Origin of the sequence: Nocardioides albus, from assembly GCF_014648255.1 — a bacterium.
Lineage (GTDB): Bacteria > Actinomycetota > Actinomycetes > Propionibacteriales > Nocardioidaceae > Nocardioides > Nocardioides albus.
Map to the genome: position 1 here is coordinate 348,913 of NZ_BMQT01000007.1, position 14,206 is coordinate 363,118.

The 14,206-nt window shown below is 70.2% G+C and carries 13 protein-coding genes; 10 read left to right on the plus strand and 3 right to left on the minus strand.

The window, feature by feature from the left end; all coding sequences use genetic code 11:
* Positions 1-88: 88 nt before the first annotated feature.
* From mihF to IEY84_RS17030, 9 genes are all read left to right on the plus strand, one after another.
* Entirely contained in the window at positions 89-409 is a 321-nt protein-coding gene (gene mihF / locus IEY84_RS16990) for an integration host factor, actinobacterial type (RefSeq protein WP_179658180.1), read from the plus strand.
* Positions 406-1,041, plus strand: coding sequence for a guanylate kinase (gmk, locus tag IEY84_RS16995; RefSeq protein WP_183550537.1), 636 nt, complete (start codon positions 406-408; stop codon positions 1,039-1,041). The genes mihF and gmk overlap by 4 nt, the downstream gene beginning before the upstream one ends.
* Positions 1,042-1,048: 7 nt before the next feature.
* On the plus strand, positions 1,049-1,378 hold the full coding sequence (gene rpoZ, locus IEY84_RS17000) for a DNA-directed RNA polymerase subunit omega (RefSeq protein WP_183550534.1): 330 nt from the start codon (positions 1,049-1,051) through the stop codon (positions 1,376-1,378).
* Between the two features lie 68 nt (positions 1,379-1,446).
* Complete coding sequence (coaBC, locus tag IEY84_RS17005; protein WP_183550531.1) at positions 1,447-2,649, plus strand: bifunctional phosphopantothenoylcysteine decarboxylase/phosphopantothenate--cysteine ligase CoaBC; 1,203 nt, start codon at positions 1,447-1,449, stop codon at positions 2,647-2,649.
* Between the two features lie 300 nt (positions 2,650-2,949).
* Complete coding sequence (gene metK / locus IEY84_RS17010; protein ID WP_183550529.1) at positions 2,950-4,149, plus strand: methionine adenosyltransferase; 1,200 nt, start codon at positions 2,950-2,952, stop codon at positions 4,147-4,149.
* A gap of 213 nt (positions 4,150-4,362) precedes the next feature.
* Positions 4,363-6,432, plus strand: coding sequence for a primosomal protein N' (locus IEY84_RS17015; protein ID WP_229788756.1), 2,070 nt, complete (start codon positions 4,363-4,365; stop codon positions 6,430-6,432).
* 55 nt (positions 6,433-6,487) lie between these two features.
* The gene (gene def, locus IEY84_RS17020; RefSeq protein ID WP_183550525.1) at positions 6,488-7,033 is read left to right on the plus strand and encodes a peptide deformylase; all 546 of its coding nucleotides are present in this window, start codon (positions 6,488-6,490) and stop codon (positions 7,031-7,033) included.
* Entirely contained in the window at positions 7,033-7,968 is a 936-nt protein-coding gene (gene fmt / locus IEY84_RS17025) for a methionyl-tRNA formyltransferase (RefSeq protein ID WP_183550521.1), read from the plus strand. The genes def and fmt overlap by 1 nt, the downstream gene beginning before the upstream one ends.
* Entirely contained in the window at positions 7,952-9,412 is a 1,461-nt protein-coding gene (locus tag IEY84_RS17030; protein WP_183550518.1) for an RsmB/NOP family class I SAM-dependent RNA methyltransferase, read from the plus strand. The genes fmt and IEY84_RS17030 overlap by 17 nt, the downstream gene beginning before the upstream one ends.
* Here IEY84_RS17030 and IEY84_RS17035 read toward each other — a convergent pair.
* Positions 9,405-10,214 (minus strand): hypothetical protein, encoded by an 810-nt coding sequence (locus IEY84_RS17035; protein ID WP_183550515.1) that lies wholly within the window; start codon positions 10,212-10,214, stop codon positions 9,405-9,407. The genes IEY84_RS17030 and IEY84_RS17035 overlap by 8 nt on opposite strands.
* Entirely contained in the window at positions 10,211-10,726 is a 516-nt protein-coding gene (locus IEY84_RS17040; protein WP_229788759.1) for a SigE family RNA polymerase sigma factor, read from the minus strand. Before IEY84_RS17040 ends, IEY84_RS17035 begins: the two co-directional genes overlap by 4 nt.
* A gap of 103 nt (positions 10,727-10,829) precedes the next feature.
* On the opposite strand from IEY84_RS17040, the gene ligD reads away from it, so the two are divergent.
* On the plus strand, positions 10,830-11,798 hold the full coding sequence (ligD, locus tag IEY84_RS17045; protein WP_183550509.1) for a non-homologous end-joining DNA ligase: 969 nt from the start codon (positions 10,830-10,832) through the stop codon (positions 11,796-11,798).
* 3 nt (positions 11,799-11,801) lie between these two features.
* Here the strand turns inward: ligD and IEY84_RS26960 are convergent, their stop codons facing one another.
* Complete coding sequence (locus IEY84_RS26960) at positions 11,802-14,054, minus strand: acyltransferase family protein (protein ID WP_183550506.1); 2,253 nt, start codon at positions 14,052-14,054, stop codon at positions 11,802-11,804.
* Between the last annotated feature and the right edge of the window lie 152 nt (positions 14,055-14,206).

Consider the following 14,206-nt stretch of genomic DNA (forward strand, 5'->3'; position numbering starts at 1 on the left):
TTTCAGCGCTCAGCCGGGGGCACGATCCCTGTACCGCGCGACCCGGTTGCCCTGTCGAGTACACACTTGAACGTGAAAGGGAGTCTTCGTGGCTCTGCCTCCGGACATCACCCCTGAACAGCGCGCTGCCGCGCTCGCGAAAGCCGCGGCGTCGCGCCAGGAACGGGCTGCTGTCAAGAACAAGGTCCGCACTGGCGGCATGTCCGTCGCCGAGGTCATCGAGGAGGGGAAGAAGAACGAGGTCGTCGGCAAGATGAAGGTCATCGACCTGCTCACCTCCCACCCCGGCCTCGGCGAGGTGCGGGCGACCCAGATGATGGAGCGTCTCGGCATCGCGATGAGCCGCCGTGTGCAGGGCCTCGGCCCGAAGCAGGTGGCCGCGTTGGTCGAGGAGTTCGCTCGGCGATGAGTCTGATGACGGACGAGAAGACCACGGCTGGAGCGGGCGAGAGCCAGGAGAACCGACTGGTCGTCCTGGCCGGTCCGACCGCGGTCGGCAAGGGCACCGTCTCAGCGGCGGTCCGTGACGGCCACCCCGAGGTCTTCTTGTCCGTCTCAGCGACGACCCGGAAGCCTCGCGAGGGCGAGGTCCACGGGGTGCACTACCTGTTCGTCTCGGACGAGGAGTTCGACGCGATGATCGCCGGCGGCGAGCTTCTGGAGTGGGCCACGGTCCACAACATGGCGCGCTATGGCACTCCGCGTGGTCCCGTCGACAAGGCGCTGGCCGAGGGTCGCCCGGCGATGCTGGAGATCGACCTGCAGGGCGCCCGGCTCGTGCGCGAGACCATGCCCGAGGCCATCTTCGTGTTCCTGGCTCCGCCGAGCTGGGACGAGCTCGTCCGGCGCCTGGTCGGTCGCGGCACCGAGACCGAGGCCGAACGCGAGCGTCGCCTGCAGACCGCACAGGTCGAGCTGGCGGCGGAGAAGGAGTTCGACGTCACCATCGTCAACCACGAAGTTCATCAGGCAGCCGATGAGTTGGTAACCTTGATGACGCTCGGGGTTCCGAGCAAGAAATCCGACCAAGCCGACAAGTGAGGCTCACGTGGCTGCCCCTCAGATCGACGCCCAGGGCGTGACCAACCCCTCGATCGACGACCTGCTGACGAAGACCGACAGCAAGTACAAGCTGGTTCTCTACAGCGCCCAGCGGGCTCGCCAGATCAACGCCTACTACTCGCAGCTCGGGGAGGGCCTGCTGGAGTACGTCGGCCCCCTCGTCGACACCCACGTCCAGGAGAAGCCCCTCTCGATCGCGCTGCGCGAGATCAACGAGGACCTGCTGACCTGCGAGGACATCGACCCGGCCGAGCTGGCCGCCCAGGCTGCCGCTGCTCAGGCAGCTGCCGCCGAAGCGCCTGCCGCCGACGCCTGATCTCAGGTCTTCCGCTGTCCACCAACAGCACCACCCCGGCCGCCGCTCTCGACGAGCGGCGGCCGAAAGTGGTCTTAGGGGTCGCGGGCGGCATCGCCGCCTACAAGGCGGCCGAGCTGCTGCGCCGGTTCACCGAGTCCGGCCATGACGTGACCGTGGTCCCCACGGCCTCCGCCCTCGAGTTCGTCGGTGCCCCCACCTGGGCGGCACTGTCGGGCAAGGAGATCGCCACCGGCGTCTTCGAGAACATCACCGAGGTCCCGCACGTACGCATCGGGCAGCAGGCCGACCTCGTCGTGGTCGCGCCCGCGACCGCCAACACGCTCGCCCGCGCGGCCCACGGCCTCGCGGACGACCTGCTCAGCAACGTACTGCTCACCGCGCGCTGCCCGGTCGTGTTCGCTCCGGCGATGCACACCGAGATGTGGGAGCATCCCGCCACCCAGGCCAACGTCGCCACGCTGCGCGAGCGCGGCAACATCGTCATCGAGCCCGCCGAGGGCCGGCTGACCGGCAAGGACACCGGCAAGGGCCGGCTTCCGGAGCCGGCCGAGATCTTCGAGCTCTCCCGCGCCGTGCTCACCCATGGCGGCCGGGCGGACCTCGTCGGTCGTCACGTCGTGGTCTCGGCCGGCGGCACCCGGGAGTATCTGGACCCGGTCCGCTTCCTCGGCAACCGTTCGTCCGGGCTCCAGGGCTACGCGATCGCCCGTGCCGCGGCCGCCCGCGGGGCCGAGGTGACCCTGGTCGCCGCCAACGTGACCCTGCCCGACCCGGCCGGCCTCAAGGTCGTACGTGTCGGCACCACCGCCGAGCTGCGCGACGCCGTGGTCTCCGCGGCTGCCGGTGCGGACGCGGTGGTCATGGCCGCCGCTCCGGCCGACTTCCGCCCGACGGGGGTGAGCGAGGCGAAGATCAAGAAGGCCGCCGACGGGTCGGCGCCGACCATCGAGCTGATCCAGAACCCGGACATCCTGGCCGAGATCTCCCACCATCGGACCAAGCCCGGCCAGGTCGTGGTGGGTTTCGCCGCCGAGACCGGTGACGAGACCGGCTCGGTGCTCGACCTGGCTGCCGCCAAGCTGAAGCGGAAGGGCTGCGACCTGCTCGTCGTCAACGACGTCAGCGGTGGCGCCGTCTTCGGCAGCGGGGTCAACAAGGCGGTCATCCTGGGGGCCGACGGCGGCCACGTCGACGTGCAGGAAGGGGCCAAGTCCGCCCTTGCCGAGGTGATCTGGGACCAGATCGTCACAAGGCTCGGTGAGCGATAGGCCGCCTGCTGCGCGGCTTCCCAGCGCGCACCCGGCGGCGTTATCGTCAGTCGACGGCCAACACCGGGCCGCCTCCCTCCTCTGCCTTGCCGGGCACACGCTGGAAAACCGCTCGCGACGGCGCCCTATCGCCCACCGAGCCTTACGCCTGGATGAACAACGTACAAACTGACGACACGCCACGCGCCACGATGAGGACCAGCCCAACGGTCCTGGGGTTCGGGGTCTATGTTTGTCGACCAGAACGACTGACGTTTTCTTTCCTGAACACCCACACGAACCTGTGAAACGGAGCTACACGTGACCGGACGTCTCTTCACGTCGGAGTCGGTGACCGAGGGGCACCCGGACAAGATCGCCGACCAGATCAGCGACACGGTGCTCGACTACCTGCTCGAGCACGACCCCAAGAGCCGGGTGGCCGTCGAGACCCTGCTCACCACCGGCCTGGTCGTCGTGGCCGGCGAGGTGACCACCGACGCCTACGCGCCGGTCGCCCAGCTCGTACGTCAGAAGATCCTCGACATCGGCTACGACTCCTCCCTCAAGGGTTTCGACGGTCACTCCTGCGGTGTCCAGGTCGCCATCGGCGCCCAGAGCCAGGACATCGCCCAGGGTGTCGACACCGCCGAGGAGCACCGGCTCGACAGCTCGGTCGACGAGCTCGACCTGCAGGGAGCCGGCGACCAGGGCCTGATGTTCGGCTACGCGTGCGACGACACGCCCGAGCTGTTCCCGCTGCCCATCAAGATGGCGCAGACGCTGGCCGAAAGGCTGACCGCGGTCCGCAAGGACGGCACGCTGGACTACCTGCGCCCTGACGGCAAGACCCAGGTCACCATCGAGTACGACGACGAGGGCCGCGCGGTGCGTGTGGACACCGTCGTCCTCTCGACCCAGCACTCCGAGGAGACCACCCAGGAGCAGCTGCACGCCGACGTCAAGAAGTACGTCATCGAGCCGGTGCTCGAGCAGTTCAAGGCCTCGGTCCCGTTCGACGGCTACAAGCTCCACATCAACCCGACCGGCCGCTTCGTGGTCGGCGGCCCGATGGGTGACGCCGGTCTGACCGGTCGCAAGATCATCGTCGACACCTACGGCGGCATGGCCCGCCACGGCGGCGGTGCCTTCTCCGGCAAGGACCCGTCGAAGGTCGACCGGTCGGCTGCGTACGCGATGCGCTGGGTGGCCAAGAACATCGTCGCCGCGGGTCTGGCGCGTCGCGCCGAGGTCCAGGTCGCCTACGCCATCGGCAAGGCCCAGCCCGTCGGTGTCTTCGTGGAGACCTTCGGCACCCACACGGTGCCCGAGGCCAACATCCAGAAGGCAGTCCTGGAAGTCTTCGACCTCCGCCCGGCTGCGATCCTGCGTGACCTCGACCTGCTCCGCCCGATCTACGCCAAGACCGCTGCGTACGGTCACTTCGGTCGTGAGCTGCCCGAGTTCACCTGGGAGCGCACCGACCGCGCCGATGCCCTCAAGGCTGCTGCCGGCGCCTGATCCACCGCACCACCCAATTTGCCGAGTCGGCGCGTTCTGACGCGCCGACTCGGCGTGGTTTTTGGTCAGGAAAAGCTGGCGCCCATATTGATCTCGACCCGCTTCGCCGGTTCGCAAGCTCACCCGCTGCGCTCGCTCGATCTCCTCGCGTTTGCCCGGCGCAAGCGCCGGGCAAGGCTTGGATGTCGGCGCGGGCTGGTAGAAATGGCGGTTGTGAGCCGGGAACCGCAGGAGGCAGCCGGGGCAGCCGAGCTGGAGCTGCCCGGGCTGGTTCGCGACCGGGTGAAGGAGGGGCGGGCGAAGGCCGCGGCGACGCGGGCACGGAAGGCCGCGGAGGCGTTGATCGCCGAGGTCGATCCGGTCGCCAAGGTCCTGGTCGACCTGCCGATGGCCCACCTGGACAAACCGTTCGACTACGCCGTCCCGGCCTCGATGGCCGAGGAGGCGCGGCCGGGGGTGCGGGTGAAGGTGCGGTTCGGGCCGAAGGACGTCGACGGGTTCGTCGTGGCGCGTGCGGAGGCCTCCGAGGTCGCGAACCTGCAGCCGCTCAAGCGGGTGGTCAGCTCCGAGGTGGTGCTCACCCCGCAGGTGGCCGCGCTGAGCGACTCGGTCGCGCGGCGCTACGCGGGCGCCCGTGCAGACGTGCTCCGGCTGGCCATCCCGCCCCGACACGCGTCGACCGAGAAAGAACCCTCAGCGGCCGTCCCGGCCGCGCCGCCCTTCGACGCCGCTGCCGCGGCAGCGGCCTGGGCCGGTCATGAGCCGGCGACCGCGTTCTTACGACACCTCGCCTCCGGCGGTGCGCCGCGTGCGGTCTGGCACGCCGCGGCCGGCACTGACCACGCCGACCTGATCGCACACGCCACCGCGGCGACGCTGGCCTCCGGGCGCGGCGCCCTGGTCGTCGTGCCGGACTGGAAGGATCTCGCCCGACTCGACGTCGCGATGACGAAGGTGCTGGGGGAGGGACAGCATGCCGTGCTGGCAGCCGACGCCGGACCCGCGTCGCGCTACCGGGAGTTCCTGCGGGTCGCCCGAGGCGCGGTGAAGGTGGCGATCGGCACCCGTGCGGCCGCCTTCGCGCCGGTGCGCCACCTCGGACTGGTGGTGGTCTGGGACGACGGCGACGACCTGCTCGCCGAGCAGCGTTCGCCCTATCCTCACGCACGGGACGTGTTGCTGCTGCGGGCCGAGCAGGAGCAGGCGGCCGCGCTCGTCGGTGGCTTCGCCAGGACAGTGGAGGCCGGGTTCCTGTCCGAGACGGGCTGGGCGCAGGAGATCCGGCCGTCGCGCGCCTTGGCCAGGCAGCGGGTGAGCATCGAGATCACCGGCGACACCGACTTCGACCTCGAGAAGGACCCGCTCACCAGGGCCTCCCGGGTGCCTCGCGAGGCCCACGAGATCATCCGCGCGGCTCTCGCCACCGGACCCGTCCTGCTGCAGACGCCCCGGCGGGGATATGCGGCTTCGCTGGCCTGCGACCGCTGCCGTACGCCGGCCAGGTGCCCTGCCTGCCAAGGGCCGCTGCAGCTCGGCGGACCGGCCGCGCCGCCGACGTGCGGCTGGTGCGGTCACGTCGAGACGGCGTGGGCGTGCGGAGCGTGCGGCGGGTTCGGGCTGCGGGCGCCGATCATCGGCGAGGCGCGTACGGCCGAGGAGATGGGACGCTCCTTCGCCGGTGTGCGGGTGGTGACCTCCTCGGCAGGCGCGGTGAGACAGACGGTGCCGGGCACGCCGGCGATCGTCGTCGCGACCATCGGCGCCGAGCCGGTCGCCGAAGGGGGTTACACCGCGGTGTTGTTGCTCGACACCTGGCTGCTGCTCGGGCGGCCCGACCTGCGTACGGACGAGGAGGCCTTGCGACGTTGGAGCAACGCCGCCGGGCTGGTGCGGCCCGGAGGCCGGGTGCTGGTGGTTGGAGACCCCGCGCTGCCGGTGCTGCAGGCCCTGGTGCGGTGGGATCAGCCCGGGTTCGCCCAGCGGGAGGCGTCCGCACGGCAGGAGGCCCACCTGCCTCCGGCATCGCGGCTGGCCACCATCACCGGCACGCCCGGCGCGCTCGACGACGCGCTCACCCTGCTGGCGCTGCCGCCAGGCGCCGAGGTGCTGGGCCCGGCCCCCGCCGAGCCCACTTCCACCGGAGATGCACGGCTGCGCGCGGTCGTACGCGTGCCGCGATCCCTCGGGGTGAGGCTCACCGAGGCGCTCGGGGAGCTGCAGCGGGTGCGGTCGGCGCGCAAGCTCGACCCGGTGCGGGTCCAGGTGGATCCGCCGACGCTCTGACCCACGCTCAGCCCACGTATTGTGGTCCCGACACGCTCGACCACCTAGGAGAACAGTGGCGATCCAGCCCATCCGACTCTTCGGCGACCCCGTGCTGCGCAAGCCAGCGATCGAGGTCGTCGACTTCGACAAGGAGCTGCGCAAGCTCGTTGCCGACCTGACCGACACCATGCTCGAGGCACCTGGTGCCGGACTGGCCGCTCCGCAGATCGGGGTGAGCCTTCGCGTCTTCACCTGGTATGTCGACGGTGAGGTCGGCCACCTGGTCAACCCGGACCTGACGCTGTCGGAGGAGACGCAGGACGGGGGAGAGGGCTGCCTGTCGCTGCCCGACCTCACCTTCGACTGCCGCCGTGCCCTCTCGGTGGTGGCGAAGGGCTTCGACATGCACGGCGAGCCCGTCACCATCGAGGGCTCCGAGCTGCTCGCCCGGGCCATCCAGCACGAGACCGATCACCTCGACGGAATCCTCTTCATCGACCGGCTCGACGAAGCCGCCCGCAAGGCGGCGATGAAGGAGATCCGGGAGTCGGAGTGGTTCGGCCTGGAGAAGCCGAAGGTGAAGATCTCGCCGCACGCGACGAACGGGTTCGGGTTCTGATGCGGGTCGTCTTCGCAGGTACGCCTGAGGTCGCCGTCCCCTCTCTGGACGCGATCGCTCGCTCCCGGCACGAGCTTGTCGGCGTCGTCACCCGCCCCGATGCCGCCCAGGGTCGCAGCAAGCGGCTGGTGCCGTCTCCGGTGGCCCAGCGGGCCGAGGAGCTCGGGGTCCCGGTGCTGAAGCCGGAGCATCCCCGTGAGCCCGAGTTCCAGGCCGCACTCGAGGCGCTGGAGCCCGACTGCTGCCCGGTGGTCGCCTACGGCGCGATGCTGCCGCAGTCGGCCCTGGACATCCCGCCGCACGGCTGGGTCAACCTGCACTTCTCGCTCCTGCCCGCCTACCGGGGCGCGGCTCCGGTGCAGCGTGCGGTGTGGGCCGGTGAGGAGATCTCCGGTGCCACGACGTTCCGGATCGTGAAGGCGATGGACGCCGGCCCGGTCTTCGGCACGATGACCCAGGCGCTGGCGCCCGACGAGACCTCCGGGTCGCTCTTCGAGAAGCTCACCGAGGGCGGCGCCGAGCTGCTGGTCCGCACCCTTGACGGCATCGAGGACGGTTCCCTGGAGGCGCGCGAGCAACCAGCCGAGGGGATCACCTACGCCGAGAAGATCACCGTCGAGGACGCCCGGATCGACTGGTCGCAGAGCGCGGCCGCCATCGACCGGCAGATCCGGGCCTGCACCCCCGCGCCAGGCGCCTGGACGCTGCTCGACGGTGAGCGGTTCAAGGTCGGGCCGGTGACGAAGGCGGACATCGCCCAGCCGCCACTGGGGCTGGCGCCCGGCGAGCTGGGTGCCACCAAGAACGACGTCTTCGTCGGCACCGGCACCGCGCCCGTGCGCCTGGGCCGCGTGAAGGCCTTCGGCAAGAAGGAGATGTCGGCGGCGGACTGGGCCCGCGGCGTACGTCTGGAGTCCGGTGTCACCTTCGAATAGGACACAGCCGGGTAGGCGCTCAGGCCCCGGTCGGAGACCGCACGGCAAGCCCAAGGGCAGCACGAAGCCCGCCGATCCCGCTCGGCTCGCTGCGTTCGAGGTGCTGAAGGCGGTGCGGGTCGATGAGGCGTACGCCAACCTGGTGCTGCCCCACGTCCTGGGCCGTCTCGGGCTGGAGGGTCGCGACGCGGCCTTCGCCACCGAGCTGGCCTCGGGGACGCTGCGGCAGCAGGGGACGTACGACGCCGTGCTGGCCGCCTGCATCGACCGGCCGCTGGCAAAGGTCGAGGCGAAGGTGCTCGACGTGCTGCGGCTGGGAGCACACCAGGTGCTGTCCATGCGGGTACCCGACCACGCTGCGATCTCGACCAGCGTCGACCTGACCCGTTCGAAGGTCGGGCAGGGGCCGGCCGGCTTCGTCAATGCCGTGCTGCGCAAGGTCACTCGCAAGTCCCTCGACGAGTGGGTCGCCGAGGTGGCGCCTCCTCGCGAGAAGGACCACGACGGCTGGGCCTCGATCGCCTTCAGCCATCCGCGCTGGGTCGTCGAGCAGCTCGCCGAGGCGGTCGGTCGCGACCAGGTCGACGCGCTGCTCGAGGCCGACAACGTACCGCCGTCGGTCACGCTCGTCGCCCGTCCCGGGCGGGCGCGGGTCGAGGAGCTCGGTGGCGCCCCGACGCCCTACTCGCCCTACGGCGTCACGCTCGACTCCGGCTCACCGGCCGGCATCGCGGCCGTCGCCGAAGGACGTGCGGGCGTGCAGGACGAGGGCTCGCAACTCGTGGCGATCGCCCTGGCCGAGGCCGACATCGAACGCGACGGCGACCGGGCAGAGTCCTGGCTGGACCTGTGCGCCGGGCCGGGAGGGAAGTCCGCGTTGCTGAGTGCGCTCGCTGCGCAGCAAGGCGCCGCGCTGGTCGCCAACGAGCGCCAGCCGCATCGCGCCGGACTCGTGCTCGCCAACCTGACCGACCGCTCTTCGGGATCGTCGGTCGAGGGCGTCACCGGCGTCGTGGCAGGCGACGGGAACAAGCCGCCGTTCAAGGACGCCACCTTCGACCGGGTCCTCGTCGACGCCCCCTGCACCGGCCTGGGCGCGCTGCGCCGCCGGCCGGAGGCACGGTGGCGGCGGGCCACGGCCGACCTCGACGTACTCGTCGACCTCCAGCGCTCCCTGCTCGACCGGGCGATCGACCTGACCCGGCCGGGCGGTGTCGTGCTCTACGCGACCTGTTCGCCGGTTCTGGCCGAGACCAGGGGCGTGGTGCAGAGCGTGCTCGAGGGCCGATCCGACGTGACCCTCGAGCCTGTCCTCGCGACCGCTGGCACGGTGCCCGACAGCGCCGGGCCGATCGAGGGCACCGTGCAGCTGTGGCCGCACCGCCACGGCACCGACGCGATGTTCCTGGCGCTGTTGCGCCGCTCACCTGAGACGCTCAGCTGACCCAGGTGAGCGACGTGGCGAGCTTCTCCAGGTCGGCATCGGTGGTGCCCTGCCCGCTCTGCACACTGATGAAGATGTCGCCGTGGAGGTCGGTCACGTACGCACCGGAGCCCGGGCCACCCTTGTCAGGGCTCGTGCTCCACACCTTGTAGTCCTTGGCAGGGCGGATCACGAGCCCTGCGACGCCACCGTCATCGGAGGTGCAGGACGCTTTGTCGTCGATGAGGAACCACTCGCAGGTCCATCCGGCCGGAACCTCGACCGGAACGGAGTCCACGAGCCCCTGGCGAAGGCCTTCGGTGGCGAACCTGAGCCCCGGGTAGTCCTGGCCTATCGGGAATCCAGCCGACCAGTAGTCCTGCACAGCCTGCTCCGGACCGGACACGATCATCGTGAACCCGGTTCCGGGCCCGGTGAGCATGGATGCGCCCTGGATCGTGATGTCCATCGTGTCGGCCTCCGCGTTGGTGACGACGAGACCGGTGAGACCGTTCCCGAGGTCCACCGTCTGCCCCGTGGCGAGCGCTCCGGCCGAAGCTGAGGCCGAGGTGGACGGTGCGCTGGCCGCACCGAGCGAGGCCTCGTCGACGGCGGTCGTGGCAAGGAGCTGTGAGAGCCCGAGCCCACCGGCGACGAACGCACCGACTGCAGCGGCGGCCCCGGCGGTCACGACGACGTGCCGACGCCGCCGGAGACGAGAACCCTCGGCGATCGCATCAGCAGTGAGGCGTACGACGTCGGGGTGCTCGTCTGCGACACGGTCTCGCAGTGCCGTGGACAGGTCGAACTGGGGGTCGCTCATGGCATGGTCCTTTCCGGGAAGATGACCGCGACCAGCGGGCGTAGCCGTTCCAGGGCACGCTTCGAGCGGGTGCGGACCGCCGTCTCGGTCAGTCCGAGATCGGCAGCTGTCTGGGACACGGATCGGTCCTCCCAATAGCGCGCGACGAGCACAGCCCGGTCGGTCGGCGACAGCCGCTGGAGAGCGACAAGCAGGTCGATCCGGGCGCTGGGGTCGGCATCGCTGCGCGGGTCGTCCGGCAGCGTCGAGGTCGGCGTCTCGGTGTTTCGCCGGAGACGTCGGTGGGAGATGAATCCGTTGAGGAGCACACGTCGTGCGTAGGCCGCCGGGTTGTCCGCCCTCCTGACCCGCCGCCAGGATGCGAAGATCCTGGCGTACGTCGTCTGGGTCAGATCCTCGGCCAGGTGATGGTCACCCGTCAGCAGCAGCGCGGTGCGGTAGAGCCCGCTTCCCGTCGCATGGACGAAGTCGGCGAACTCCTCGGTGGGAGGCCTCGCGTTCGATGTACTCACACCCTCTCGACGCCTCGACCCGAGGGCCACGTGACACCCCCGGAGAGCTTCCGATGAGCGAGTTTCGTCTCCCCGCATCATCGCAGCGCCTACGCTGACGAGCATGGCCAAGGCATCGCCGTCGGTGGAGATCGAGGTGGACAACCGTGTCGTGCGGATCTCCAACCCTGACCGGGTCTACTTCCCTGAGACCGGTGCGACCAAGCTCGACGTGGCGCAGTACTACCTCGCCGTCGGCCCGGGGATCGTCAACGCTCTGTGGGAGCGACCGTGCATGCTCCACCGGTTCCCCAAGGGCCTGGCCGGGCCGAAGGTCCACCAGAAGCGGCTCCCGCAGGGGGCGCCGGACTGGGTCGAGACCGTACGCCTCTACTTCCCGCGCTGGGGTCGCACTGCCGACGAGCTCTGCGTGACCGAGCTGGGCGCGGTGATCTGGGCCGTCCAGATGTCGACGGTCGAGTTCCACCCGTGGAACAGCCGTCGTGAGGACACCGAGAAGCCCGACGAGTGGCGCATCGACCTCGATCCCGGCCCCGAGTGCCCGTTCTCGACGGTGCAGACGGTGGCTGGCGTCGTACGCGAGCTCCTCGACGAGCTCGGCGCGGTCGGCTACCCGAAGACCAGCGGCGGCTCGGGGATGCACGTCTACGTCCGGATCCCGGCCGAGCACGGCTTCGCAGACGTACGCCGCGCCGCGCACGCCTTCGCCCGCGAGGTCGAGCGCCGGGCGCCGAAGCTGGTCACCACCGCCTGGTGGCGCAAGGACCGTGACCCCGCGCAGCTCTTCGTCGACTTCAACCAGAACACCCGGGACCACACGATCGCGTGCGCCTATTCGATCCGCGGCGTCGCCGACGGCCGGGTCTCCACCCCGATCACCTGGGAGGAGACCAAGGACGTCGACCCGCGCGACTTCACGATGCGTACCGTCCCGGCGCGGTTCGCGGAGATCGGTGACCTGCACGCCGACATCGACGACCACCCGTTCTCCATCGAGCCGTTGCTCGAGTGGGCCGACCGCGACCAGCGCGATGGTGCCGAGACGCCGCCCGAGCCCGATGACGCCGAGTGAGCGTCACCAGACCTTGAGACGCTCGCCCAGGGTGCGACCGAGCTCCTGGGAGTAGGTCGCGGTGAGGTGATGGCCGTCGCGGTGCGTGATTGTGTCGCCGACGACAGTGGTGCAGATGCCGGCGCTGTCGCAGAACAGGTCGTCGAGGTCGAGGGTCTCCACACGGGCCGACTTGGCTGCCTGCATCTGCAGGTCGGCGCCCTCCTGCTGGCTCTCGAGCGGCTTGTAGGTGCAGGGCGAGAGCGTCTTGTTGCTGCTCAGGCAGGTGGCCGGGTCGAACTCGATCGCCGGCACGTCCCGAAGCCACACGGTGCGCTTGGCGGCCGGCTTCACCTGAGCCAGCAGCCGCTGGTAGCCGCGGTAGACGGCGCGGCGTACGTCCTCGCGGTCGGTGTGCCGACCCGACGAGTCGTGGTAGGCGGCGCTGATCGGGCGCGAGGCGATCAGCAGCAGGTCGGGACGGAGCTTCTTGACCGAGGAGAGCATGAAGTCGTGGAAGTCGTCGCACGAGGTCATCGGGTCGGTGCTGTCGAGCTTGTCGGGCGTGACCAGCGAGACGGTGCATTGCGGCATCGCCAGCATGTAGGCGCGGTAGCCGGAGCGCTCGGCGATCTCCTCGACCGCCGGGGTCCAGTGGCGGGCGTGGGAGTCGCCGATGACCACGATCGTCTTCTCGGCGTCGGCGTCACCGCGCGGGCACAGCTTGCGTACCTTCGTCGAGTAGTAGTTGCACTCGCCGACCGCCTCCACGTCGTCGGAGAGATTGGTGAGCCCGGGCTTCAGGTTGGTGGGGATCGCCTGGTTCTTGCGGGCCGCGAGCACCGAGGCCTTCAGCAGCGCGGGGAGCGGGTCGGGCTGCGGTCTGGCTGCGGGCGGCGCGGCGCTCGGTGCGGGACTGTCGGGGCGTTCGGGTTGTCTGGAAGGCTCGGCGGAGCCGGAGTCGGAGGCGTCGGCCTCGGCGAGGGTGATGGCCGGCTGGTAGCCGTCGCGGGCAGTCCCGGTGGCGTAGCTGTTGGCCGCGAAACAGGTCACCGCGACCAGGGTGATGCTCAGCGGATAAAGCGCCACCGGACCGAGCGAGCCGGCGCGACCGAGAGCCGGGAGCCGCCACAGGATGCCGCGCCGGAACGGTTCCTCGACGTAGCGGTAGGAGAGTCCGGCCAGAGCGAATGCCAGCGCGACGAGCAGCGCCTGCTCCCACCAGCGCAGCTCGCGGCCGAGCTGCAGCTCGGCGAGGACCAGCACCGGGAAGTGCCACAGATACAGCGAGTACGACCAGTTGCCGATGACCTGCAGCGGCCGCACCGACAGCAGCCGGCCGACCACCGTCGGGCCGTGCCACAGCGTGCCGGCCACGATGATGAAGACGCTGCCGAGCACCGGGACGAGCGCCGGGGTGCCCGGGAACGGGGTGGCGTCGTTGAACTGCAGGCACGCGCAGACGATGAAGAACATCCCGAACGCCGAGAGCACCTGTGCCCGCCAGCGCGCGGTGGCATCCTGCGGCCCGTTGTCGCGGAACGCGATCGCCGCGATCGCGCCCAGCCCGAGCTCCCAGGCACGAGTGAAGGGGGAGAAGTACGCAGCCTCGGGGCTGGTCCGGGTCAGCACGGCTGAGGCGAGCAGCGATGCCACGATGACCACGCCGAGTGCCATGACCAGCACGCGCCGCCGCGTCCGCTGATCGCGGTCGTCGAGCTCCTTGCGGCCTGCGCGTCGCCTCATCGCCCACAGGCAACCCAGGATCACCAGCGGCCACACCAGGTAGAACTGCTCCTCGACCGCGAGGGACCAGAAGTGTTGCAGCGGAGACGGCGGCAGGGCGGCCGAGAAGTAGTCGGTCTCCAGCGACGCGAACCGGAAGTTGGCCGCGAACGCCGCCGACCACAGCGCGTCCAGCGCGATCTCGCGGGTGCGTACGAAGCCGAGGAAGAGGGCGGCGTAGACGACCGTCGCCAGCAGCACCAGGGTTGCGGCGGGCAGGATCCGGCGTGCCCGGCGCGCGTAGAAGCCGAGCAGGCTGACCCGGCCCTCGGTGCGCACCTGGCGCATGAGCTGTTGGGTGATCAGGAAGCCGGAGATCGCGAAGAACACGTCGACGCCGACGAATCCGCCGGTCAGCGATCCGAACCCGACGTGCAGGGCGACGACGGCGAGCACCGCGATCGCACGGAGCCCTTGAACGTCGGGCCGATGCCGAGAGCGGGTCGCGCTTCCGGGGTCTGAGCGAAGCGGCCCCGAGCCTGTCGACGTCACGAGCAGCCGCACCTCCCTCAGCCAAGCGCATCCGTCACATCCGTCGCGACGATAACTCGCGTAACCGGCCGATCCTGGTAGACGCGCCTAGGTGTACTCAGCCAAGAGGTTGGTGACACTCCGGGTCGGTTGTTGACCTAGCGAAGACCTCC

Bases quoted from the DNA above. Each gene is read 5' to 3' on its own strand.
- IEY84_RS17035 (WP_183550515.1), bottom strand. From the start codon at position 10,214: ATGAGCGACCCCCAGTTCGACCTGTCCACGGCACTGCGAGACCGTGTC.
- ligD (WP_183550509.1), top strand. From the start codon at position 10,830: ATGGCCAAGGCATCGCCGTCGGTGGAGATCGAGGTGGACAACCGTGTC.
- gmk (WP_183550537.1), top strand. From the start codon at position 406: ATGAGTCTGATGACGGACGAGAAGACCACGGCTGGAGCGGGCGAGAGC.
- fmt (WP_183550521.1), top strand. From the start codon at position 7,033: ATGCGGGTCGTCTTCGCAGGTACGCCTGAGGTCGCCGTCCCCTCTCTG.